Genomic DNA, 22,753 nt, shown 5'->3' on the forward strand with positions numbered 1-22,753 from the left:
CCAGAAACCTAACCCAGAAAAGAGAACCAAAACCATGAACCAGAGCACCAAAGACCGCAACCCCTACCTCTCCGACGAGCTGCACGAGCTGCGCGCCAGCGTTGAGGACTTCGCCAACACCGTCGTCGACCCCGTCGCCGCCCAGCACGACCGCGAGCACACCTTCCCCTACGACGTGGTTCGTCAGATGGGAGAGATGGGGCTGTTCGGCCTGCCGATCTCCGAGGAATACGGCGGCATGGGCGGCGATTATATGGCCCTCGGCGTGGCCCTGGAAGAGCTTGCCCGCGTGGACCAGTCCGTCGCCATCACCCTGGAAGCTGGAGTCTCGCTGGGCATCATGCCGATCTACCGCTTCGGTAGCGATGAACAGAAGCAGACCTACCTGCCCAACCTGGTGGCGGGCAAGAACCTGGCGGGCTTCGGCCTGACCGAGCCCGAGGCCGGATCGGATGCTGGTGGCACCAAGACCACCGCCAAGCTCGACGGCGGCGAGTGGGTGATCAACGGCTCCAAGCAGTTCATCACCAACTCCGGCACGGACATCACCTCCCTCGTCACCGCCACCGCCGTCACCGGCCAGCGGGAAAACGGGAAGAAGGAAATCTCCGCCATCATCGTGCCCACCGGCACACCCGGCTTCACGGCCGAGCCCTCCTACAACAAGGTCGGCTGGAACGCCTCCGACACCCACCCGCTGACCTTCGACAACGTCCGCGTGCCCGAGGAGAACCTGGTCGGCGAGCGCGGCCGCGGCTTCGCCTACTTCCTGTCCATCCTCGAAGAAGGCCGCATCGCCATCGCCGCGCTGGCTACGGGTGCCGCCCAGGGCTGCGTCGACGAGTGCGTGCGCTACGCCAAGGAGCGCACTAGCTTCGGCAAGCCGATCTCCGAATACCAGGCCATCAGCTTCAAGATCGCCCGTATGGAGGCGCGCGCCTGGACTGCCCGCCAAGCCTGGTATGCCGCCGCGGCGAAGATGGCCGCGGGGCTGAACTTCAGTAAGGAGGCATCCATCGCCAAGATGGTCGCCTCCGAGGCGGCTATGGATAACGCCCGCGATGCCACGCAGATCCACGGCGGCTACGGCTTCATGAACGAATACCGCGTTGCCCGTCACTACCGCGATTCCAAGATCCTCGAGATCGGCGAGGGCACCACTGAGGTGCAGCAGATGCTCATCGCCCGCGCCCTGGGCGTGTAGGTCGGGCGGAGCACCTCAGCGCGTGGATACCGACGAGGCGTCACAAAGAAAAAGGGCATAAGGAAAAGGAGACCAGCGACAATGAGCGCAGAAAAAGAAGTTGTGCAGCGGGGCCTGTGGTTCGAGGAGTTCACGGAGGGCGTGGTGTACCGGCACCAGCCCGGGCGCACCGTCACCGAGGCAGACAACACGCTGTTCACGACCATGACCATGAACACCCAGCCGCTGCACATCGATGCGGCCTGGGCTGCCACTCAGGATGGCTTCCGCGGCGAGCGGCTGGTGAACTCCATGTTCACGTTGTCGACGGTGGTGGGGCTGTCCGTGAGCCAGCTTTCCCTCGGCACCATCGTGGCCAACCTGGGGTTCAGCGAGATTTCCTTCCCCGCCCCCATGTTCCACGGCGATACCCTCTACGCCGAAACGCGCTGCGTGGGCAAGCGACTGTCGAAGTCGCGGCCGGGGCAGGGCATCGTGGAGTTGGAGCACATCGGGCGTAACCAAGACGGCACCATCGTGTGCAAGGCCACGCGCAAGACGCTGATGCAGTGCGCGCCGGAAGGGGGCGGCGATGTCTAACACCCCTTGGCTGCCGAAAGGCCCCGCGCTGCTGTTCGCCCCCGCCGATCGCCCCGAGCGCTTCTCCAAGGCCGCCGAACGTTCCGACATGGTCATCCTTGACCTGGAGGACGGCTGCCGCGCCGAGAATCGCGCCGAGGCCAGGCAGAACGTCATCAACGCGGACCTGGACCCGGAGCGGACGATCGTGCGCATTAACGCAGTCGATTCCTCCGATTTCGCCGCGGATATCGCCGCCGTCGTGGACTCGCCGTTGAGGACCGTCATGGTGCCGAAGGTCGAAAGCGCTGTCTCTTTTACTGACGCCTATTCCAACCGCCCGGCACTTCCAGCTGACTTCCGCGCTATCGCCCTGATCGAAACTCCCCGGGGAGTGGTGAACCTCGCCGAGATCGCCGCAGACCCGCAGGTCGTTGCCCTGTTCTGGGGAGCAGAAGACCTCACCGCTGCGGTTGGGGGAACCAGCTCGCGCTATGGCGCGGACGAAGTTCCCACACCAGGCGGTGGCCCTTCTGGTCACCCGGGCGGTTACCGCGAAGTGCCTCGGCTGACCCGCGCGATGGTGCTGATGCACGCTGCAGCTGCGGGCATCGTGGCGCTGGATTCCATTCACGCAGACACGAAGGATATCGAGGGTGCCAGGGCGGAGGCGGTCGACGCCGCGGCCAGTGGTTTCGCCGCCACTGTGTCCATCCACCCGGGGCTGGTGCCCGCCATCCGAGAGGCCTATGCGCCTACAGAGGAGCAAGCCACCTGGGCGCGCCGGGTGATCGAAGGCGCCGCCGAGAACTCCGGGGCTTTCGCCTTGGATGGCCAGATGATCGACGCACCACTGCTGCGCCAGGCCGAAGTGATTGCCGCCAGAATCCGCTAGATACCTTGCTTTACCTGCTCGCTTCTTCCCTCACAGTCCCTTAATCCCTTAAGCACAGTTCTTCACAGGACACAGTCCTTCAAAACAAAGGTTGATGCCCAATGACTACCCCGACTCGTAACGACCGCCCGATCGTGCTCTCCGACCCGGCGGACCTTGACCCCACTTTGTCCCACCAGGTCGGTCGCACCGACGTGGAGCTGCTGGACGAGACCATCGGCCAGTGCCTCGCCCGCATTGTGGCCGAATACCCGGAGCATGACGCGGTCATCGACTTCTATGGCGATGTCCACCTGACGTACACGGAGTTCTACCGCAAGGTGCAGCGCCTGGCCTCTGGGCTGCACGCTGCCGGCTATCGAAAGGGCGACCGTATCGGAATCTGGGCGCCGAACCGCTGGGAGTGGACGCTGGTGCAGTTTGCCACTGCCGAGATCGGTGCGATCCTGGTCTGCATCAACCCCTCCTACCGGCACAAAGAGCTTGTCTACGCCATGGGGCAGTCGGGCGTGAAGGGGCTGTTTTCCGCGGGCCGCTTCAAGGAATCTAATTACCGCGCGATGATCGATGCGGCGGAAAGCCAGTTCAGCCGCCACAACTACAAGGAGACGATCTTCTTCGGCTCCGAGCGCTGGGATGAGCTAGCCAACCATGCCATCCTCGACCTGAATCCGGTGCGCGAGCAGCTGCACCCGGACGATCCCATCAACATCCAGTACACCTCCGGTACCACGGGCATGGCGAAGGGCGCGACGCTGACCCACCGCAACATCCTGAACAACGGCTACCTGGTGGGGGAGACCCTGCAATACACCGACCAGGACAAGGTCGTGATCCCCGTTCCCTTCTTCCACTGCTTCGGCATGGTGATGGGCAATCTGGGCGCCATCACCCACGGCGCAACGACCATCATCGCGGCCCCCGTGTTCAACCCGCAATCCGTGCTGGAAGCGGTGGAGCACGGCAAGGCCACCAGCCTGTTCGGTGTGCCGACGATGTTCATGGCGGAACTGGATGAGATCGAGCATGCCAAGGCCAAGGGTAAGACCTATGACCTGTCCAGCCTGCGCACTGGCATTATGTCCGGCACTGCCTGCCCCACCCGCACGATGCGGCAGGTGATGGACATTATGAACATCAACGAGATCACCATTGCCTATGGCATGACGGAGACCTCGCCGGTGAACCACCAGACCCTGGTGGACGATCCGATCGAGAAGCGAGTGGGCACCGTCGGCCGCCCGAACCCACACATTGAGGTGAAGATCGTCGACCCGGAGACCGGCGAGACGGTTAAGCGTGGCGAGCAGGGCGAGATCCTGATCCGCGGATTCCTGGTGATGCAGGGCTACTGGGATATGCCGGGTAAGACCGCGGACGCCATCGACGAGGACGGCTGGATGCACTCCGGCGACCTGGGAACGATGGACGAGGAAGGCTATGCCCGCATTACCGGCCGCGCCAAGGACATGGTGATCCGCGGAGGGGAGAACCTCTACCCGCGCGAGATCGAAGAGTTCCTCATGACGCACCCCGATATCTCCGACGTGCAGGTCGTGGGTGTGCCGGACGAGAAGTACGGCGAGGAGCTGATGGCCTTCATCATTATGCGTGAGGACACAGCCCCATTGGATCAGCCGGCAGTCCGGGAATTCTGCAACGGGGAGCTGACCCGCCACAAGATCCCGAAGTACGTCCAGTGTGTGGATTCCTTCCCCATGACGCTGTCGGGCAAGGTGCGCAAGGTTGAACTGCGCGAACAGGCCGTGGAGCTGCTCGGGATCTACCAGAAGTAGGCAACCACCCACCCCCCCAAAAAAACAGAGCTCAAACAGAGCCCAAACAGATTCAGTTAGAAAGGAAACAACCGTGAGCACCACAGCGCCACATCATTCAAAACTGCGCACCGCCGCGGAGGCAATCGCTGACATTAAAGACGGCGCCACCCTGGCCGTCGGCGGATTCGGGGTGTGCGGCATCCCGCAGGTTTTGCTCGAGGAGCTCAGCCGCACGCAGATCAAAGACCTAGAAGCCGTTAGCAACAACGCAGGCCTGGATGGCCGGGGCCTGGGCCTGCTACTGGCCAATCACCAGCTTCGCCGCATCGTGGCCAGCTATGTGGGGGAGAACAAGGAGTTCGCCCGCCAATACCTAGACGGCGAGCTGGAGGTCGAACTCACCCCGCAAGGCACCCTGGCTGAACGGCTGCGCGCTGGCGGCTCCGGTATCGGTGCCTTCTTCACCCGCACCGGCGTGGGCACTCTCGTGGCCGATGGCGGCATGCCGTGGAAGTACGACCAGAGCGATAAAACCAAGGTAGAGGTCGCTTCCCCGGCGAAGGAAACCCGCACCATCGACGGCGAGGACTATGTGCTGGAAACCGCCATCCGCGCCGACTTTGGCCTGGTGCGCGCCGCTATTGCCGATAAGGATGGCAACCTGCGCTTCGCCAAGACCGCCCGCAACTTCAACCCCCTGGCTGCTATGAGCGGCAAGATCTGCATCGTCGAGGCAGAAAAGGTCGTGGAGGTCGGCCAGCTGGACCCGGACGAAATTCACCTGCCCGGCGTGTTCGTCCACCGCATCGTGGAACTTTCCCCGGAACAGGCTGCCGACAAGATGATCGAAAAGGAGACCGTGCGATGACCGGCTGGACCCGACAAGAAATGGCTGCTCGCGCCGCGCAGGAACTCGAAGACGGCCAGTACGTCAACCTCGGAATTGGCATGCCCACCCTCGTGCCGAACTACGTGCCGGAGGGAGTGACCGTGTCCCTGCAATCGGAAAACGGCATGCTCGGTATCGGCCCCTACCCGGAAGCGGGCCATGCCGACCCGGACCTCATCAACGCGGGCAAGGAAACCGTCACGGCACTTCCCGGCACCAGTTACTTCGATTCCGCCGTTAGCTTCGGCATGATCCGCGCGGGAAAGATCGACGTCGCCATCCTCGGTGCCATGGAGGTCAACGCTCGCGGTGACATCGCCAACTGGATGGTGCCCGGCAAGATGGTCAAGGGCATGGGTGGCGCCATGGATCTGGTTGTCGGCGCGCGCCGCGTTATCGTCCTCATGGATCACACCACCAAAACCGGGGAGCCGAAGCTCATCGAGGAGCTCACCCTCCCCACAACCGGCCTCGGCGTGGTCGATCGGATCATCACGGATCTTGCCGTTTTCGACCGTGACGAGGATGGGTTGAAGTTGGTGGAGCTGGCACCGGGCGTCACCACAGAAGAGGTAGAAGAAAAGACCGCGGTACCCTACACAACGGCGCTGGGGTAAGAGCATTCAATCGGCTTCGCTGAAGCATCGTTCGTGCCATACTTGAGGGCACGACGCAGGCTTTTTTAAGCGATGACGCCACTAGTTTCGAAAGTTAGGAATAATCAGATGACCTTGCAGGAAGACCCGAAGGACATTGTTGTTGTAGGCGCAGCACGCACCCCGCAGGGGCGTATGCTCGGCGCGCTGGCGAAGAAGAGCGCGGTCGATCTGGGCGCAGAGACCATCAAGGCCGTTCTGGAGCGCGCGGGTGTGGCGGCGAACGAGGTGGATTACGTGCTGATGGGCCAGGTCGTGCAGGCGGGCTCCGGACAGAACCCCGCGAAGCAGTCCGCTGTAGCCGCAGGCATCCCGATGAATGTGCCCGCCATGACCGTGAACAAGGTATGCCTATCCGGCTTGGATGCCGTGATTAACGCCTCTCGCCTGATCCGCCTGGGCGATGCCAGCATCGTTGTCGCCGGTGGTCAGGAGTCCATGACGAACGCCCCGCACATCGCGGCGGGCGTGCGCGCGGGCAAGGGCTACGGCTCCCTGGCGCTGCAGGATTCCCTGGAGCGCGACGGCCTGTCCGATCCGAACGAGGGCACCGCCATGGGCCTGGAGACTGACGAGGGTAACGCCGAGCGCGGCATTACCCGCGAAGAGCAGGACGAGATCGCAGCCCGTTCCCACCAGCTGGCCGAGGCTGCGACCAACGAAGGTATCTTTAACGACGAGATCGTTCCGATCGAGGTCAAGGGTCGCAAGGAGACCGTGACCGTCTCCGCTGACGAGGGTATCCGCCCCGGCACCACCACCGAGGGGCTGGCTAAGCTGCGACCGGCCTTCGTGAAGGACGGCACCATCACCGCCGCCTCTTCCTCCCAGATCTCCGACGGGGCGGCAGCGGTGGTGCTGACCACCCGCGAGAACGCTGAGGCCAAGGGCCTGGAGATTCTGGCCACTCTGGGCGAGTACGGTCAGACCGCTGGCCCGGATACCAAGCTGCACTCTCAGCCGTCGCAGGCCACCGCCGCGGCGCTGAAGAAGGCAGGCTGGGAGGCTGGCGACCTGGACTTCCTGGAGATCAACGAGGCCTTCGCCTCCGTCGTCGCACAGTCCATCAAGGACCTGGACTACCCGCTGGATAAGACCAACATCCACGGCGGCGGCATCTCCCTGGGCCACCCGATTGGAGCCTCCGGCGCCCGCCTGGTGGTACACGCGGCACACGAGCTGAAGCGCCGAGGTGCCGGCAAGGCTGCTGTCTCCCTGTGTGGCGGTGGCGGTCAGGGTGACGCGCTGCTGCTGTGGCGCTAAGTCTCCGCACAGGGGCTTGTGCCAAGCTGCTGCCGCTGGCTGTCGGAGCAGCAGCCGTGTGCACGTGCTGCGCCATCGCCGCAGCCGATCCGCAGACCCCGGGCGGGGTAATCCCGGTATGCCCCACGAAGGCGCTGCTTGGCATTAACTGCCCCGGCTGCGGATCGATGCGCATGATCCAAGCTCTGGTCCAGGGGGACTTCGGCGCAGCACTGCACTACAACGCGGTTGGGATCCTCGGGCTCGTACTGCTGACTTGGAGTTGGCTGGTGTGGACCGCGCGATCGTGGGGGAAGCGAATCCCTAACTGGGAACACTTCCGGCATGCGCCGCTGGTAGTGGGCATAGTGATCGGCTTGTGGTTCGTTGCGCGCATCCTGCCGTTCCCGCCGTTTCTGGAACTACGCGTATAGATTCCCCTTTGCAGTCGACCTTGCAGTCGATCTCGCAATCGGCGTTGCAACACTTTCTTGCATTCCTCTGATACTTTTGGGGCATATTTCGCAGCACGGCCTCGCAAAGGATCCACATGACCAATCCCTATGACCAGACTCCCTCCAATGAGGATCCCTTCGGGCTGCAGGGAGGCCAGGGCTATCCCTACAACAGCGGCTACAGCCAAAACTCTAATCCTGGAAACAACCAGCACCCGAAGCCAACGCAGCCTCCGAGTTATGGCAGCTACCAGAATCGTTATCCGAACCAATCAGCCGGTTACGGCGCCCAGCTAGGGCAGGAATACCAGCCAGGTGTGGGGCGCACTGCACCGGACAACTGGCTTTGGGCCACTATTGTGATCACGATCATGTGCTGCTCACCCGTGGCAGCAGTGGGCATTTATTTCTCCTCCCTAGTGGAGGGGCGCTGGGAACAAGGGGACTATGCCGGGGCGAAGAGTGCGTCAGATACGGCGCGGAACCTAGCTCTGGCTGGTGCCGTAGTTACCTGTTTAATGTTTATAACGTACGTCGTAGTGATGGTTGTCTTTGCTGGCAAGCCCCTCGATGAGGTTCTCTGAGAGGCAGAGTTTTAGCTGACCAACACCATAATCAGCGCCATCACCGGTAGCGCGAGCCCCGTGGAAACCACCGCGGTGTCTCGCGCTAGAACTTTATTCACACCGAAACGCTGGGCATAGGTGAATACGTTCTGGCCAGTCGGGAGGGCTGCCAGGAGCACCATGGCCAAAAGCAGCTGAGACGAGGCGTCAAAAAGAACAACACCAAAAAACGCGGCGATAGCGGGGTGGACAACGGTTTTGATCAGCGACGCTGCCCATACCGAGCGACGGGGCGACAGCTCGGGCTGGAGCACCCGCACCTCGGCCATGGACATGCCGAAGGCGATCAGTGCGCAGCCGACGGTAGCGTCCGCGATGATCCCCAACGGATCCGCGAAGAGTGACGGCAGAACGAAGCCTGTGTTGTGCTGCAGCAGGGAGATGACGATGCCGATGGTGGCGCCGATGATCAGGGGGTTCTTCAGGATCGTCAGCAGGGTAGAGCGCACGAAGTTCGTGTTGCGCTTGCCGGTGCGCATGTCTAGGGCCAGCACGCTCAGCGGGCCGTAGAAACCGACCTGGAACAAGATGACGGGGAGGGTGAGGGTGGGGTCATCCATCAAGTGCGCAGCCAGCGGGATTCCCAGGTTGGAGCCGTTGCAATAGGTGCACGCCAGCATCGCAATGATGGAATCCTCGGTGGAGCGGCGGGTGATCCAGCGGTAGCCGAGGAAAGCCAAGAAGCCTGTCGTGAGGGTGGACAGTGCCACCACAAGTAGGTTTGGACCGAAGAGCTGGGCAATATCCGTCTTGGCCATGAACGTGATCAACGTGCAGGGAAGCGCGATCCAGAACACGAACATGTTCAGGGAATAGACTGCATTCGGCCCCAGAAGGCGAAAACGCCCTACTCCGAAGCCGATCGCTATGACGAAGATAACGACGGCAAAGCCGGAGAGGACGTTCAGCATGAGTTGTTTAGGCTATGGGGTTTACTTGTTGACCACGTAAGCCTTGGCGAACTTATCGGTGAAGGACTGCTTCTCCGGGCTGCGGCCAATAGTCACGCCTACAACAATGTAGAGAGCCAGCGCCAGATAGGAGCCGACCAAAGGGATCAGGCCCAGGACAGTGCCGATGATGTACCAGCCGTTACGCTTCAGCGACTCTACCGGGGTGAGGTTTTGCCCGTCAACGGAAATTACACGGGCACCGATGGCCATCTTGCCGAGGCTGGCTCCCTTCTTAGATTCCATGAGGACACGGTAGGTTAACCAGACGACCAGCATGATTAGGCCCCAGATGGCCAATTTACCGCTCGGGAACAGTTCGTTTGCCTCTTCGGGGGAGTTGGCGACTTTCAGAGCGTTGTACCAGTCCTCTAGATCCTGGCCACAGATAATTAACAGCAAAGTGCCACCGAGCATCACTTGAACCAAGAGGCTGTCGATGATCAATCCCAGGAAGCGCTTCCAGGCACCTGGGCGGTCGTTGCCGAACATGCCGTTGGACTGCATCGCGTTGTTCGGCATGCTGTCGTACTGGGGTGCACTCGGGTAAGCCGGGGTGCCGTAGCCATTGGACTGCCCATAACCAGACTGGTCATAACCAGACTGCTCGTAAGGGTTCGCCTGCCCGGAGTTGCCACTGGTGTAGTCGTTGTAGTCCGGCAGATCGCCACTGGAGCCGAAGTTGTTATTGGGGTAGTTGTTGCTCAACTGCAAAAATCCTAACTGTGTGTAGCTGTGGCCATAGATGAGGCTCAAAGTGTCACTGTGCCAGCATAGCGGACACATTGTTTGCGTCTCGTAGGGGAGGGGTTAGGAGGGGAGGGGGCCAGGAAAAGCGAGCAAGCAAACGAAAAAGACCCACCGCCTGTCTCGTGCTTGTTAGCACGGGGCGTGGGTCTTAGTCGTGTCTGTTAAACGTCTTCGGGCTGGAACCTTAGGCTGCCAACCCCAAAGGACACAGCGGCTTAGCGGGCTTAGCGGCTGTGGAAGGGCAGGAGTGCCATCTCGCGCGCGTTCTTCACGGCGGTGGCAACCTGGCGCTGCTGCTGCGGGGTCAGGCCCGTCACGCGGCGAGAGCGAATCTTGCCACGCTCGGAGATGAACTTACGCAGCAGGTCGTAGTTCTTGTAGTCAACCGTCTCAATGCCCTCGGCCTTGAGCGGGTTCTTCTTCGGGCGGCGGGACTGTTCCATCCGCGCCTTCTTCATGTTGGTGCGCTTCATTTTTAAAGCTCCCCCTTACCAGCTGGACTTGCGTACGCCCGGCAGCTCACCGCGGTGAGCCATTTCGCGGACACGTACACGGGACAGGCCGAACTTACGCAGGTAGCCGCGCGGGCGGCCATCGGCTGCATCGCGGTTACGGACGCGAACTGGGGAAGCGTCGCGGGGCTGACGGTTCAGCTCCCACTGTGCATCCAGACGCTCTTCGTCGGTGCTGTTCGGGTTCTTGATGATCTTCTTGAGCTCGGCGCGACGCTCCGCGTAGCGGGCGACGATTTCCTTGCGCTGCTCGTTCTTCGCGATCATGGACTTCTTAGCCATAGATTATCGCTCCTCGCGGAATTCGACGTGCTTGCGGGCAATCGGATCGAACTTCTTCAGAGTGATGCGATCCGGGTTGTTGCGCTTGTTCTTACGGGTGACGTAGGTGTAACCGGTGCCAGCCGTAGACTTCAGCTTGATGATTGGGCGGATATCGTTACGTGCCATAGTTAGATCTTCTCCCCACGGGCTCGGATCTTGGCAACGACAGACTCGATGCCGTCACGGTCGATGGTCTTCAGGCCCTTGGTGGACACGTTCAGCGTGATGGAACGGCCCTCAGAGGGCAGGTAGAACGTACGACGCTGGATGTTCGGGTTCCAGCGACGGTTCGTGCGGCGGTGCGAGTGGGACACAGACTTGCCGAAACCCGGCTTGCGTCCCGTGACCTGGCAATATGCCGACATGGGTTTTCTCCTTCCACCGGAGGGTACAGATAGCAGCGCCGCGCACAGCTAAAACCCATGGTTAGACAGGCCATGTATTTTACGTGGTGGGACGCTGTTTTTAGTCTGCTTCCGTCCGGCGATGACGTTTACATAGACAACAGCGGGAGCTAACGTTACCGCACCGTGGCGCCATAACCTAATCGCTGTTTATGACGCCCCTTGGTCCCCACTGCACCCCGTTCCAGCATGGGAAACGCGATTTTAATAATGGCCTGTTCTTTCGCTATCATAGTTCCTCGTCGTGCGACCAACTTTGTCGCGCCCTCGTGGGGCTCGGTAGACGAGTGGCCTAAGGGGCGTCAATGAAGAAGGCGCGCTGCTTTTTATGACCCGACTCAGGCACGACCCGCGCAAGGGATGCGCAGGACCGACCTGTTGTACACACTCCTAGGGAATAGAAGGAAACCATGAAGAAGGATATCCACCCTGACTACCACCCCGTAGTCTTCAAGGATGCGAGCACTGGCCACCAGTTCATCACTCGCTCCACCGCTACCTCCGACCGCACCGTTGAATGGGAAGACGGCAACGAGTACCCGCTCATCGTCGTTGACGTGACTAGCGAGTCCCACCCCTTCTGGACCGGCGCTCAGCGCGTCATGGATACCGCCGGCCGCGTGGAGAAGTTCCAGCGCCGCTACGGCAACATGACCCGCCGCAAGAAGAAGTAAGACCTCTTCACACCACAGCAGATCACAAGAAACCAATTTCATACCTTTAATAAGGAGGTAGACGACAATGGCAGTTCCGAAGCGCCGTATGTCCCGTGCAAACACGCACTCCCGCCGTTCCCAGTGGAAGGCCGATAACGTTGCTCTGCAGCACGTTAAGGTTCAGGGCCAGGATGTTCAGATTCCTCGCCGACTGGTGAAGGCCGCCCAGCTGGGCCTCATCGACCTGGACTAGTTCCAACTGATCGCGTTATCCCCGTCGCACATCGTGTGGCGGGGATTTTGCATGCACAGAAAAGGTCTGAAAACCTGTGCTTTCTTTAAAAAAGTCGTTGCGCACGGGCATTGAGAGGAATTCGTAGGCACAATGGAGCGCATGAAGATTCTTGTTGTAGATGACGATCAGGCTGTGCGCGAATCCCTGCGCCGCTCCCTGATCTTCAATGGCTACACCGTCGTGCTGGCAACCGATGGTGAAGAAGCCCTGAAACTCATCGCAGAGGAAAGGCCTGACCTGGCCATCCTGGACGTCATGATGCCGAAGAAGGACGGGCTGGACGTATGCCGCGAGCTGCGCAGCCACGGTGATGACCTGCCCATCCTGCTGCTTACCGCCCGCGATTCGGTCTCCGAGCGCGTCGCCGGCCTCGATGCGGGCGCGGATGACTACCTGCCGAAGCCCTTCGCCCTGGAGGAGCTGCTGGCGCGTACCAGATCGCTGTTCCGCCGCGCCGCCCGCCCGGCAATCCAAGAGGGCGAAGCTAGCGAGCCGCTGCGCTTCGAGGACCTGACCCTGAACCAGGAAACTCGCGACGTCTATCGCGGAGACCGCCAGATCAGCCTGACCCGCACCGAGTTCGCGCTGCTGGAGTTGTTGATGAACAACCCGCGCAAGGTGCTTTCCCGCAATAGCATTCTGGAAGAAGTCTGGGGCTATGATTTCCCGACCTCCGGCAATGCCCTGGAAGTCTACATTGGCTACCTGCGCCGCAAGACCGAGGCCAACGGTGAGACTCGTCTGATTCACACAGTCCGGGGAGTGGGATACGCGCTGCGTGAGACCGCCCCGTGATCCTTCGTAGACTCCCGGAGGACATAGGTGCGGTTGCGGTTGAACCCGCACTAGCGTCCCCCGCCTCTGACGAGGGCGATCACCCAAGCGAAAGCAGGGGAGATCGCCTCATGCAGTCCGTGCAGTTTTCCCTGCGCGGGCTGTCTCTGCGTGTACGCCTGGCAGGATTAACTGCCATTGTGGTGATGCTCTGTATTGCGATCATTACCCTGTCCTCCTACACCACCGTGAAGCAGGTGCTGTCGCAGGAGATGGACAAGACGCTGCAGACGCAAGCTCAGGCTTACATCGATGCCGGCTTCGAATTCCCCTCCAGCCAAACCGGCGAAGGGGAAAACTATCGCCCCCGTTTCTTCGACGCAGACAACAACATGAGCGTGTTGATTGTCCCCGCCGAACAAGCAGGGCGCCGCGCTGATGTGCAGAAGTTCGAAGGCATCCTCAGCCCTGACGAAATCAGTGTGCTGGTCGGCGACGATCCCTACGTGTTCCAGACGGATGGCGACCATCGCTCGTTCACCATTGCCGCCCTCGACGGGCGCGTGATTGTGCTCCGCCTGGACATCTCCTTCACCAACCAGACGCTAGAGTCGTTGTGGTTGGTGTTGATCCTGATTGCGGTCACCGGAATCGTGGCCTCCATCATCGCGGGTATTGCGGTGGCGAACTCGGGTATCCAGCCGATCACTCGACTCCGTCGCGCTGCCGATGAGGTCTCGCGCACCGGCGAGCTGCGCCAGATCCCTGTGTACTCCCACGACGAGTTGGGCTCCCTCACCGAGTCCTTCAACAACATGATGAACGCACTGCAGGACGCGCAGATTAAACAGAAGAACCTCGTCGCGGATGCTTCCCACGAGCTCAAAACGCCGCTGACCTCGCTGCGGACCAACATCGAGTTGCTGATGTTGGCGTCCCAAAGAAAGGGCGAAGGTGGCCCCGGCATCAGCGACGAAGACCGCAAAGACCTCGAAAGAGACGTGATCGCGCAGATCGAAGAGATGAGCTCGCTGATCGGCGACCTTGTCGACCTTGCGCGCGAGGACTCCAACCCTGAGGTCATGAGCACCGTGGAGATCTCCGAGCTCATCTCGCAGGGCATCGAGCGCGTGCAGCGACGGCGCCCCGACGTCACCTTCACCACGCACCTGATCGATTGGCAGCTGCGGGGTGATTCTTTCGCCCTGTCGCGCGCCTTGCTGAACCTTCTGGATAACGCGGCGAAGTGGTCGCCCGAGGGAGGCGTGGTGCGTGTCTGGATGCAGCCCATTGCAGGTGAAGGTAGTGACGCCGCAGCCTCCGGCGCCGCGGACTTCAGCGAAAGCGAGGTGGAGATCCGAGTGGCGGACTCTGGACCTGGTATCCCCAAGGAGGACAGAGAGAAAGTGTTTGACCGCTTCTACCGGTCCATCAAGGCGCGGGCGATGCCCGGATCCGGGCTTGGCCTGGCCATTGTGAAGCAGGTTATCGAGCGGCACCACGGAGTTATCGTGGCCGACGAGTCCGACGACGGTGGTGCGTTGATGCGAGTAGTGCTGCCCGGACAACCGGGTTAGCGATGTGACAGAGAAAAATTTCCTTAAACTAGCAGAGAACCATCAGCGTTCGTACCGCTGAACTACACACAGAGCAGGCATACTGGTGGCCATGAACGAAAAGGACAACCAAATGGGTAATAACAATCCAGGGGACGGGCAGCGGATGCCCGGCGAGCCCAACTTCTCTGGTGGGGGAGAAGACGGCTACCGAGGTTCTGGATGGTCAGTGCCCAATGGGAAGGTCGGCCCTGACGGGCAGGCCGGACCGCAACCAGGTCGGAATATGCACTGGAATGGTGAGCAAGGTACGCCGCAGAACCCGGCGACGCACGTGGGGCCGGCGGTTCGGCAGCCAGGACAGGCGGGCCAGCCGACCCAGCAGGCCCAGCCGGGCAACCTGTACACGGGGCAGCAGTCGGCAGTGCAGCAGCCAGCGCAGCCGAATGACCCGCTAGCGGCGCCGAACGATCCACTCGCACAGCCCGAGAATCAGTTTGTCCCCCAGCCCCGAGAGAGGAAGCGTTGGTCCACCCCCGCCGTGGCAGCATTGCTGTTGGTCGGCGCGGTAGTCGCCTCCGCCGTCACTTATGTGGGTATGGACTCGGTGTACAGCAAGAGGTCTAGCAATAATGCGACGTCTTCCTTCGACAATGCCAACAACACCAATGCCTCCTCGAAGGAGGGCAAGGCCTCTAACCCAGTGAAGCCGGGCAGTACTACCGATACGGCGAACAAGGTTCTGCCCTCGGTCGTGTCCATCAGGGTCGCCACGGAGCGCGGTGGTGAAGAGGGCTCCGGCTCGATCATCTCCTCCGATGGGCTGATTCTGACGAATAACCACGTCGTCGATGCCGCCAGGGACGGGCGCGCAAAGGTAGAGGTCTCCCTGAACGATGGCCGCACCCTCGACGCGGAGGTTGTGGCAACCGACCCGCCGACGGATATTGCCGTGATCAAGGCGAAGGATGTCACCGACCTCAAGCCAATCGAATTCGGCGATTCGGACGCGGTGAACGTTGGCGAGGACGTTATGGCAATCGGTTCCCCGCTGGGGCTTTCGGCCACCGTCACCACCGGTATCGTGTCGGCAAAGAACCGTCCTGTGCAAGCTTCCGGTGAGCGTGGCGGCGAGGCCTCCCTCATCGACGCTATCCAGACAGATGCCTCCATCAACCCCGGTAATTCCGGTGGTGCGCTGGTGGACATGAATGGCAAGCTCATCGGCATCCCATCCGTCATTGCCACCACCGGTGGTGGCGAGGCCGCTGGCTCCATCGGCCTGGGCTTTGCCATCCCGATCAACCAGGCCGAGCGCATCTCGAAGCAGCTGATCGAAAAGGGTAAGGCAGAGCACCCCATCATCGGTGCGCAGGTCAACACCCGCTCCTCGGAGACTGGTGCAGTCATCATGGACGTCAACAAGGACAGCCCAGCGGACAAGGCCGGTCTGAAGAAGGGGGACGTTGTTACTCATGTCGACGAGCGTCGCGTGGATTCCGGCGTGGCCCTCATTGCCGCCATCCGCTCGCACGCGGTGGGGGACAAGGTCAAGCTCAAGGTCAAGGATGGTCCGGACGGTAAGGAACGCGAGGTCGAGCTGACCCTGACGAAGGCGGAGTAAAACTGCATTCCCGTTCGTCTGTACAGCCGTTGCCGAACGGGATATCTTATTTATGTTCGCTTATTTTTCAGGAGGATCGAAGTGGTCGCTCGAAAGACAGAAGTCGTGTCCACGGACTTTAATGAGGTTGCGGCCATGAAGTCCGTAGACCACGCCGAGGTAGAACGGCTGGCCGAAGTGATCCCGGAGCCCGATGATGCGCTGTTCCATTCCCTAGACGCAGAACAGCGCACCCGCGCGAATCTTTCCGACGAGCCACCCGTGCACGCGATGGTTGTGCTGGTCACCGACTTCCCCGAAGAGAAGGCCAAGAACGGTGAGCTGGTAGCCGAGCTGCTGGACGAAGAAGGCTTCATCGTTGACGCTGTGCTGAGTGTCGAGTCCCGCAAGTCTGCCATCCGCAAAGCGATTCAGACCGCCGTTGTCGGTGGCGCGGACTTGGTTGTGACCATCGGCGGCACCGGCACTGGACCGCGCGATAAGACCCCGGAGGCCACCCGCGCAGAGCTGGATCGCAAGGTGCCGGGTATCGCCGAGGCTCTGCGGGCTTCCGGCCTGGCAGCCAATTCCCTCGACGCGGGCCTGTCCCGCGGCGTAGCTGGTGTTTCCGGATCCACCGTGGTCGTCAACATCGCTGGTTCCCGCGGTGCTATCCGCGATGGCATGGCCACCCTGGGGCCGCTGGTTCGCCACGTTGTTGGCGATATGAATAACCGAGCCTAAAATGCGCGCACGCCGCAGGTTCTTCGGCAAGGTCGGCCAGCGTGGGGATTCGGGCTCTTCTTTTATTGACGCCATCGCCTCCGGAAACACGAAACCCCACTCACACCTTGTGCAGGATGAGTGGGGTGACGATTGCCCTTCCGCAGAGGGGGAACGCCGCTACCTAGAGGAGCAGCGCCCACCCCACTGGGGTTAGAAAAGCGACTAGTGGGCGTGCTTGCCGGTCGGCTCTGCGTTGCCGCCGCGCTGCTCTGCCAGCAGGTCGCGGATCTCGGCCAGCAGCTCAGTCTCGGTAGCTGCAGCCTCTTCCGGCTCGATGCCCTTGCGGCGAGCGTTCATCTCGGCCAGCTTGTTCATCGGCATGATCATCAGGAAGTAGATAACGGCAGCGATGATCAGGAAGTTGACGATGGCGGTCAGGATGCTACCGAGGTTAACGAAGGTAGCCGGGTTGCCCTCGCGCAGGTGGAAGCCCAGGCCGAACTCGGGGGAACCGCCGAACAGAGCCAGAACCGGCTCGACAATACCTTTGGTGAATGCGGTAACGATGGCAGTGAAAGCACCGCCGATGATGACGGCTACGGCAAGCTCCATGACATTGCCGCGCATGATGAACTTCTTAAAACCTTCAAGCATGATGCTAAAGACCTTTCTTGTCCGCGCCCCATGCGCGGCCACTAAAAGCGACTACATGATGGGAAAGAAACCGAGGTCGTTGAGCACTGCGTCGACGACCAGATCGTGATCCTGGCTGGGTACTGTGCGTGTGAATTCTTCGTGGTCTACCACAGCCCACACTTTCACATTCGATGGGCGGTTGGCCAGAGTCCGGTCATAGAAGCCACCGCCCTGTCCGAGCCGTGTCCCATGATAATCAATCGAGAGAGCAGGAGTGACTATTACATCTGCGCAAGTCGGAAAAGTGTGAATTACATTACCTACGGGCTCAGAGATTCCCCACGTTCCTGTGACCAGGTTCGGTTTCTCCGGTTGGAATTCGATCCATTCGAGGCTGGGGGCTTCGAGGCGGGGGGCGTCACTACGAACAACGCGGGGGAGCAACACCTGCGCACCGGTGCGCGCAAGAACAGTTGGTAGGTCGGCGCCACCCGGCTCTCCGGGCAGGGGGACATAGGCGCCGATGGTGGTCGGCGGCGAGGGGAGGTCGGCGAGCGCGGCGAGGAGATGGGACTGGATGCGTCGGTCGCGTGTGGGGCGTTCGGCAACGCGGCGAGCGCGGGCAGCGCGAACCTCAGCGCGGACGAGTTTCTTTAGAGCAGAAGGGTTGGTCATCGCTTAAGAGCCTACTGGAGCGGGCAAAATGGTTGATCTGCGAAAGAAAACTGTGCATAGGCGGTGTGTGGAGCACAAAATGGGGATCATAAGCGCTACTATTCCGGCATGACTTCTAGCCCTACGATCTCCACGTCCGAGCAAGCCGACCTGCGCACCGTGGTAGTGCCGGCTGCTGGGCTTGGAACCCGCTTCCTACCCGCCACCAAAACTGTCCCCAAGGAGCTGCTTCCCGTTGTAGATACCCCGGGCATTGAGCTGATCGCCAAGGAGGCCGCCGATGCCGGCGCAGGTCGATTGGCTATCGTGACTGCTCCGAAGAAGGGCGGAGTGCTCGGCCACTTCGATACCGACGCGGAGCTGGAAGCCACCCTGGAGCAGCGCAACAAGACCGAACAGCTGGATAAGGTGCGCGCCACCGACGGACTGATCGACGTCGTGGCCGTGGAGCAGGAAAAGCCACTGGGTCTGGGGCACGCCATCGGCCTGGCTGAAGAGGTGCTCGACGAGGACGAGGACTGCTTCGCCGTCATGCTCCCAGACGATCTGGTGCTACCTACGGGCGTGATGGAGAAGATGCTGGCAGTGCGGAAGCAGTACGGCGGTTCCGTGCTCTGCGCCTTCGAGGTGCCGCGCGAGGAGACCAGCAACTATGGAGTCTTTGAGATTGACGAGGCGGACCACGCCGACGTGAAGATCGTCAAGGGCATGGTGGAGAAGCCCGCTGTTGAGGACGCACCGTCGAACTTTGTGGCGACGGGGCGCTACCTGCTGGATCGTCAGGTTTTCGACGCGCTGCGCCGCACCAAGCCGGGCAAGGGCGGGGAAATCCAGATCACCGACGCCATCGAGCTAATGATCACCGAAGGCCACCCCGTGCACATCATCGTCCACCACGGCCTGCGCCACGATCTGGGCAACCCAGGCGGGTACATTCGTGCCTGCGTCGACTTTGCATTGCAGAATGAGACCTATGGCCCCAGCCTCAAGAGCTGGCTGCGCGAGCGCCTAGAGCAAGAGAACTAAAAGGCTTTACCAAGCTGAAGGGAACCCCTCATGCGATCGGTTGAAGAACAACTGGCAATCATTACCTCCGCGGCGGTGACCCCGGAGCCTGTGCGCATTGCCATCACCGAGACCCTGGGGCTGCGCTGCGCGGAACGGGTCGAAGGCACCCAACCGCTGCCCGGATTCGACCAGGCCGCCATCGACGGATACGCGGTGCGAAGCGTGGATATTCGCCAAGCTTTGGCTGTATCGCGGGGTGGGGAGGTAGCCGATCCGCGGGAGCTGGAAGACGCGGACGCGGAAACCTCGGCACAGAACAGTGGCGTGCGGGAGACCCTGCCGATCGTCGGTGACGTCACCGCGGGTTCCCTGCGTCCGATTCGCCTGCAGCCCCGCCAGGCGGTGCGGGTGGAGATGGGTGCGCCCCTGCCGACCCTCGCCGATGCCGTCCTGCCGCTCGACTGGGTGGAAAAGGAAGGGCGCAAGATCCGCCCGCTGGAAGCGATCGCCTCGGGGGAGTTCGTCCACCGCAAGGGTTCGGATGTACAGCCGGGCGACGTGGTCGTAGAGGAAGGCGCAGTTATCGGCGCTGCCCAGGTGGGACTGCTGGCCGCCGTGGGGCGTTCCAAGGTGCTGGTTTACCCTCGTCCGCGCATGTCAGTGCTTTCCTTCGGCCGCGAGCTGCTGGATATCGACCGCGATCCGGCAGTGGGCCAGGTCTACGACGTGAACTCTTATGCGCTGGCAGCCGCGGGGCGCGAGGCCGGTGCCGACGTACACCGCGTAGGCATTCTGGCTGGCGAGCCGCGCAAGATGCGGGAGGTTATCGAAAGCCAGGTGCTGCGCTCCGAAATCGTCGTGATTTCCGGTGCCGTCGGTGGCGCGGCCAGTGATGAGCTGCGCGAGATCCTCTCCGAGATGGGGGAGATGGACATTCAGCGCGTCGCCATGCACCCCGGCTCTGTGATGGGCTTTGGCACGCTCGGCCAGGATAAAGTGCCGACGTTCCTCCTGCCCGCCAACCCGTCTGCTGCCTTGGTGGCGTTCGAGGTTATGGTTCGGCCGCTGGTGCAGCTGATCCGCGGTCGCCGTCAGGCGACCCGTCGAGTGGTGCCCGCCCGCACTATCGCCGGTTTGGCATCTGCACCGGGGCGCCGTGGCTTCATCCGTGGCCAGCTGATGCGCGACCGCGAGACCCGCGAGTTCCTGGTCGACCCGCTCGGCGCAGCGAACGGCGGGGAGCCGACTCACCTACTGGGTAGCCACGGCCAGGCGAACTGCCTGATCGTGGTTCCGGCCGACGTGACCGACGTCGCGCCGGGACAGGTTGTGGATGTACTGTTCTTGAGCAACAAGGACTAGCGCCGCCGTGCTCAGCCGACTGCGCGCCGCACTGGCTTCTTCCACACTGGCTCCTGCTACCGCCGAAGTGCGGACTCAAACCGTTCTGAGCCGCGGGCATCTTTTTTCTTCTAGTGACGCCCCTACGGCCGCCCTGCCGGTGGCTTTGCGTCCCGTGCGCGCCACCGACGGGCCGCAGTGGACCTCCGCGCGCATCAAGGATCAGGAACTGCTGCAGCCTTTCGAGCCGACAGTGGAAGGGGATTGGGCAGAGGCGCACAGCCCGCAGGCGTGGCGCCGGAACTTTCACAACCTGCAGGCTCTGGCGGCTGACCGGATCGTGGTGCCGATGGTGATCGACGTCGACGGACAGTTCGCAGGGCAGCTCACCCTTGGCAACATCCAGTACGGAACCGTTTCCAATGCCTGGATCGGCTACTGGGTGCATTCGAAGTTCCAGGGCTGCGGGGTGGCCACCGCAGCTGTGGCGCTGGGCGTGGACTTGGGGATGCGAGTCGTTGGACTGCACAGGATAGAGGCGACGGTGATGCCTGACAACGTGGCGTCCAGAAGAGTTCTAGAGAAAACCGGCTTCCGCGTCGAAGGGCAGCTGCGCCGTAACCTGCACATCAACGGCGAATGGCGCGACCATTTGCTGGTGGCGCAGACTCAGGAGGAATCACTGCCCGACGGGGTTGTGCGCAGGCTCATTAACAGCGGAGTATTGGGGCTGGCTGTGAACCGAAACTAGCCTCGGCGTGGCACCACAGATAACGGTTGCGCAAGGGTAGCGTTGCAAGCACTTGAACTTCTCACGTCGCCCGCAAAACTCCAGGAGAACTGATACTCGTGTCCGGCTCCCTTCTGCTCATCGCCGCCGTCTGGCTGGTGCTGTTGGCGCCGCTTTTGCTGCGCAACCAAAGACCCGTACGACGGACCGCACAGGCACTGGGCGAGACGCGGGTGCTGCACCGCGGTGGAAGTGCCCTCAAGGCAAAGCGCAAGCTCAAGCCCGCAGAGGGACTGTACATGGCCTCCGATGATGACGAGCTGGAGCTGGTCGAGGCAGAGCCGGAATACGTGCTGCTAGAGGACGAGGATTCCGCTGCGAAGGCTGGCAAGTCCCGCGGCCTGCGTGCGTTTATGGCGAACAAGGGTAGCTCGTCTGTGGATGACGCTGCGGACGTTGCCGACTCTGACGATGCGGCGGACGCTGCAGAGGTCGTGGACGGGGAAGTTGTTGATGCTGCCGACACCGCCGACACCGCCGACGATGTTGATAGGGGCGCAGAGGAAACCTCCGAGGGTGAGGACAAGGTTGTCGCCGCCGAAGCGAACGCGACGAAGAGCAAGGCCGTGCGTTACACCACGCAGGATGAGATGGATACCGGCGAGTTCGAGCCCATCCGCGATGTCGCTGAAGTTGCAGAGGTTGCAGAGGCTGCCGAGTCCGCTGACACTGCCGAGGCAGCAGACGCCGCGGACAGTGAATACGCAGCCGCAGACTCAGATACAGACTCAGATACAGACAAGGATGCCCGACAGCGCGCATACGCCTCCGTTCCTGCTGAGTACGTACGTGGTGGGGACGTAAAGGCGTCACCAGATCTGGTCGACGATGTCGACGAGGCACCGCGGGACAAGAGCATCGACATCCTCATGGATTCCGACGAGCTGAGCGAGGATGACCTGAAGTACCTGGCGGCCCGTCGTGGACGTGGCGTGTACGACCCGGTCGCATCGGCAGCGCTGGCGCGGCAGCGGCAGAACCGCCGCAAGAAGGTGCTCTTTGTCCTGCTCGCGCTGTCCGCGCTGACCTTCGGCATGAGCATGTACCTGGGCGGAACCGTCTGGCTGAGCTTCGTGGCCATGATCGCCTTCACCGCGTTCTACCTGGTCATGCTGCGTCGCCAGGCTATCGAAGAACGCGAGCTGCGGCACCGCCGACTGGTGCGCATGCGCCGTGCCCGCCTGGGCGTGCGCAACACCGAGGACAACGAGCTGGGCGTGCCGGACCGCCTGGTTCGCCCCGGTGCGGTGATCCTGGAAACCGATGAGGTCGACCCGGCCTTCAGCAACCTCGAGTACGCCGACGGCAGCGACTTCTTTGACCTGCACGAGGGAACCCACGGTACCGGTGCTGCCCCCGCAGCCGGAACACGCCCGGCCGTGGTCGACGGCGACGAAGAGTTCATCGATCCCCGCTCGGGCATCCGTGCCGTTTAAGCGTGATCGCCGCG

At 61.8% G+C, this 22,753-nt stretch carries 28 protein-coding genes; 20 read left to right on the forward strand and 8 right to left on the reverse strand.

Features of this window, described 5'->3' with window-relative positions; all coding sequences use genetic code 11:
* The first annotated feature begins 34 nt into the window (after positions 1 to 34).
* The 9 genes from CRD15_RS06260 to CRD15_RS06300 all read left to right on the forward strand — a co-directional run bounded on the left by CRD15_RS06260 (position 35) and on the right by CRD15_RS06300 (position 8,261).
* Complete coding sequence (locus CRD15_RS06260; RefSeq protein ID WP_187402172.1) at positions 35 to 1,204, forward strand: acyl-CoA dehydrogenase family protein; 1,170 nt, start codon at positions 35 to 37, stop codon at positions 1,202 to 1,204.
* A gap of 81 nt (positions 1,205 to 1,285) precedes the next feature.
* Complete coding sequence (locus CRD15_RS06265; protein WP_034967489.1) at positions 1,286 to 1,783, forward strand: MaoC family dehydratase; 498 nt, start codon at positions 1,286 to 1,288, stop codon at positions 1,781 to 1,783.
* Positions 1,776 to 2,657: a CoA ester lyase gene (locus tag CRD15_RS06270; RefSeq protein ID WP_187402173.1), complete on the forward strand. Its 882-nt coding sequence runs from the start codon at positions 1,776 to 1,778 to the stop codon at positions 2,655 to 2,657. The genes CRD15_RS06265 and CRD15_RS06270 overlap by 8 nt, the downstream gene beginning before the upstream one ends.
* 101 nt (positions 2,658 to 2,758) lie before the next feature.
* Positions 2,759 to 4,453: an AMP-binding protein gene (locus CRD15_RS06275; protein ID WP_034967483.1), complete on the forward strand. Its 1,695-nt coding sequence runs from the start codon at positions 2,759 to 2,761 to the stop codon at positions 4,451 to 4,453.
* 73 nt (positions 4,454 to 4,526) lie between these two features.
* Positions 4,527 to 5,303: a CoA transferase subunit A gene (locus CRD15_RS06280; RefSeq protein ID WP_043012651.1), complete on the forward strand. Its 777-nt coding sequence runs from the start codon at positions 4,527 to 4,529 to the stop codon at positions 5,301 to 5,303.
* Positions 5,300 to 5,941, forward strand: a complete 642-nt coding sequence (locus tag CRD15_RS06285; RefSeq protein WP_034967475.1) for a CoA transferase subunit B — start codon at positions 5,300 to 5,302, stop codon at positions 5,939 to 5,941. Before CRD15_RS06280 ends, CRD15_RS06285 begins: the two co-directional genes overlap by 4 nt.
* A 108-nt stretch (positions 5,942 to 6,049) precedes the next feature.
* Positions 6,050 to 7,243, forward strand: coding sequence for an acetyl-CoA C-acetyltransferase (locus tag CRD15_RS06290; RefSeq protein WP_043012652.1), 1,194 nt, complete (start codon positions 6,050 to 6,052; stop codon positions 7,241 to 7,243).
* The gene (locus CRD15_RS06295) at positions 7,234 to 7,656 is read left to right on the forward strand and encodes a DUF2752 domain-containing protein (RefSeq protein WP_187402174.1); all 423 of its coding nucleotides are present in this window, start codon (positions 7,234 to 7,236) and stop codon (positions 7,654 to 7,656) included. Before CRD15_RS06290 ends, CRD15_RS06295 begins: the two co-directional genes overlap by 10 nt.
* A 116-nt stretch (positions 7,657 to 7,772) precedes the next feature.
* The gene (locus tag CRD15_RS06300) at positions 7,773 to 8,261 is read left to right on the forward strand and encodes a CD225/dispanin family protein (RefSeq protein WP_187402175.1); all 489 of its coding nucleotides are present in this window, start codon (positions 7,773 to 7,775) and stop codon (positions 8,259 to 8,261) included.
* Between the two features lie 11 nt (positions 8,262 to 8,272).
* On the opposite strand, the gene CRD15_RS06305 is transcribed toward CRD15_RS06300, so the two are convergent.
* The 6 genes from CRD15_RS06305 to rpmB form a co-directional block, all read right to left on the reverse strand.
* On the reverse strand, positions 8,273 to 9,214 hold the full coding sequence (locus tag CRD15_RS06305) for an AEC family transporter (RefSeq protein WP_035008481.1): 942 nt from the start codon (positions 9,212 to 9,214) through the stop codon (positions 8,273 to 8,275).
* Between the two features lie 21 nt (positions 9,215 to 9,235).
* Positions 9,236 to 9,961: an RDD family protein gene (locus CRD15_RS06310; RefSeq protein WP_237744550.1), complete on the reverse strand. Its 726-nt coding sequence runs from the start codon at positions 9,959 to 9,961 to the stop codon at positions 9,236 to 9,238.
* Between the two features lie 266 nt (positions 9,962 to 10,227).
* Positions 10,228 to 10,476, reverse strand: a complete 249-nt coding sequence (gene rpsR, locus CRD15_RS06315) for a 30S ribosomal protein S18 (protein WP_005293672.1) — start codon at positions 10,474 to 10,476, stop codon at positions 10,228 to 10,230.
* A gap of 15 nt (positions 10,477 to 10,491) precedes the next feature.
* Positions 10,492 to 10,797: a 30S ribosomal protein S14 gene (rpsN, locus tag CRD15_RS06320; RefSeq protein WP_034967453.1), complete on the reverse strand. Its 306-nt coding sequence runs from the start codon at positions 10,795 to 10,797 to the stop codon at positions 10,492 to 10,494.
* 3 nt (positions 10,798 to 10,800) lie between these two features.
* Positions 10,801 to 10,965, reverse strand: a complete 165-nt coding sequence (gene rpmG / locus CRD15_RS06325; RefSeq protein WP_005279910.1) for a 50S ribosomal protein L33 — start codon at positions 10,963 to 10,965, stop codon at positions 10,801 to 10,803.
* A gap of 2 nt (positions 10,966 to 10,967) precedes the next feature.
* A complete protein-coding gene (gene rpmB / locus CRD15_RS06330) occupies positions 10,968 to 11,204 on the reverse strand; it encodes a 50S ribosomal protein L28 (protein WP_034967450.1) in 237 nt (78 codons plus the stop codon).
* A 449-nt stretch (positions 11,205 to 11,653) separates the two neighbouring features.
* On the opposite strand from rpmB, the gene CRD15_RS06335 reads away from it, so the two are divergent.
* The 7 genes from CRD15_RS06335 to CRD15_RS06365 all read left to right on the forward strand — a co-directional run bounded on the left by CRD15_RS06335 (position 11,654) and on the right by CRD15_RS06365 (position 17,067).
* A complete protein-coding gene (locus CRD15_RS06335) occupies positions 11,654 to 11,917 on the forward strand; it encodes a type B 50S ribosomal protein L31 (RefSeq protein ID WP_005293662.1) in 264 nt (87 codons plus the stop codon).
* A gap of 67 nt (positions 11,918 to 11,984) precedes the next feature.
* Positions 11,985 to 12,152: a 50S ribosomal protein L32 gene (gene rpmF, locus CRD15_RS06340; RefSeq protein ID WP_011273951.1), complete on the forward strand. Its 168-nt coding sequence runs from the start codon at positions 11,985 to 11,987 to the stop codon at positions 12,150 to 12,152.
* Positions 12,153 to 12,293: 141 nt separating this feature from the next.
* Complete coding sequence (locus CRD15_RS06345) at positions 12,294 to 12,989, forward strand: response regulator transcription factor (protein WP_034972554.1); 696 nt, start codon at positions 12,294 to 12,296, stop codon at positions 12,987 to 12,989.
* A gap of 110 nt (positions 12,990 to 13,099) precedes the next feature.
* Entirely contained in the window at positions 13,100 to 14,545 is a 1,446-nt protein-coding gene (locus CRD15_RS06350; protein ID WP_255463774.1) for a cell wall metabolism sensor histidine kinase WalK, read from the forward strand.
* A gap of 112 nt (positions 14,546 to 14,657) precedes the next feature.
* Positions 14,658 to 16,148, forward strand: coding sequence for a S1C family serine protease (locus CRD15_RS06355; protein ID WP_187402177.1), 1,491 nt, complete (start codon positions 14,658 to 14,660; stop codon positions 16,146 to 16,148).
* 135 nt (positions 16,149 to 16,283) lie between these two features.
* Positions 16,284 to 16,871, forward strand: coding sequence for a molybdenum cofactor biosynthesis protein B (locus tag CRD15_RS06360; protein ID WP_051873983.1), 588 nt, complete (start codon positions 16,284 to 16,286; stop codon positions 16,869 to 16,871).
* A gap of 1 nt (position 16,872) precedes the next feature.
* Positions 16,873 to 17,067 carry a hypothetical protein gene (locus CRD15_RS06365; RefSeq protein WP_187402178.1) on the forward strand — a complete coding sequence of 65 codons (195 nt, stop codon included), beginning with the start codon at positions 16,873 to 16,875 and terminating at the stop codon, positions 17,065 to 17,067.
* 8 nt (positions 17,068 to 17,075) lie between these two features.
* Here CRD15_RS06365 and mscL read toward each other — a convergent pair whose 3' ends face one another.
* A complete protein-coding gene (gene mscL, locus CRD15_RS06370) occupies positions 17,076 to 17,507 on the reverse strand; it encodes a large conductance mechanosensitive channel protein MscL (RefSeq protein WP_034967429.1) in 432 nt (143 codons plus the stop codon).
* 51 nt (positions 17,508 to 17,558) lie between these two features.
* Positions 17,559 to 18,164: a 5-formyltetrahydrofolate cyclo-ligase gene (locus CRD15_RS06375; RefSeq protein WP_187402179.1), complete on the reverse strand. Its 606-nt coding sequence runs from the start codon at positions 18,162 to 18,164 to the stop codon at positions 17,559 to 17,561.
* Positions 18,165 to 18,272: 108 nt separating this feature from the next.
* On the opposite strand from CRD15_RS06375, the gene CRD15_RS06380 reads away from it, so the two are divergent.
* From CRD15_RS06380 to glpR, 4 genes are all read left to right on the forward strand, one after another.
* Positions 18,273 to 19,190, forward strand: a complete 918-nt coding sequence (locus CRD15_RS06380) for a UTP--glucose-1-phosphate uridylyltransferase (RefSeq protein WP_034967423.1) — start codon at positions 18,273 to 18,275, stop codon at positions 19,188 to 19,190.
* 30 nt (positions 19,191 to 19,220) lie between these two features.
* Entirely contained in the window at positions 19,221 to 20,534 is a 1,314-nt protein-coding gene (glp, locus tag CRD15_RS06385) for a gephyrin-like molybdotransferase Glp (RefSeq protein WP_187402180.1), read from the forward strand.
* Between the two features lie 7 nt (positions 20,535 to 20,541).
* Complete coding sequence (locus CRD15_RS06390; RefSeq protein WP_187402181.1) at positions 20,542 to 21,264, forward strand: GNAT family N-acetyltransferase; 723 nt, start codon at positions 20,542 to 20,544, stop codon at positions 21,262 to 21,264.
* A gap of 98 nt (positions 21,265 to 21,362) precedes the next feature.
* The gene (gene glpR / locus CRD15_RS06395; protein ID WP_187402182.1) at positions 21,363 to 22,739 is read left to right on the forward strand and encodes a gephyrin-like molybdotransferase receptor GlpR; all 1,377 of its coding nucleotides are present in this window, start codon (positions 21,363 to 21,365) and stop codon (positions 22,737 to 22,739) included.
* Positions 22,740 to 22,753 lie beyond the last annotated feature (14 nt).

The sequence above is a fragment of the Corynebacterium sp. LK28 genome (assembly GCF_014335105.1).
GTDB classification, from domain to species: domain Bacteria; phylum Actinomycetota; class Actinomycetes; order Mycobacteriales; family Mycobacteriaceae; genus Corynebacterium; species Corynebacterium macclintockiae.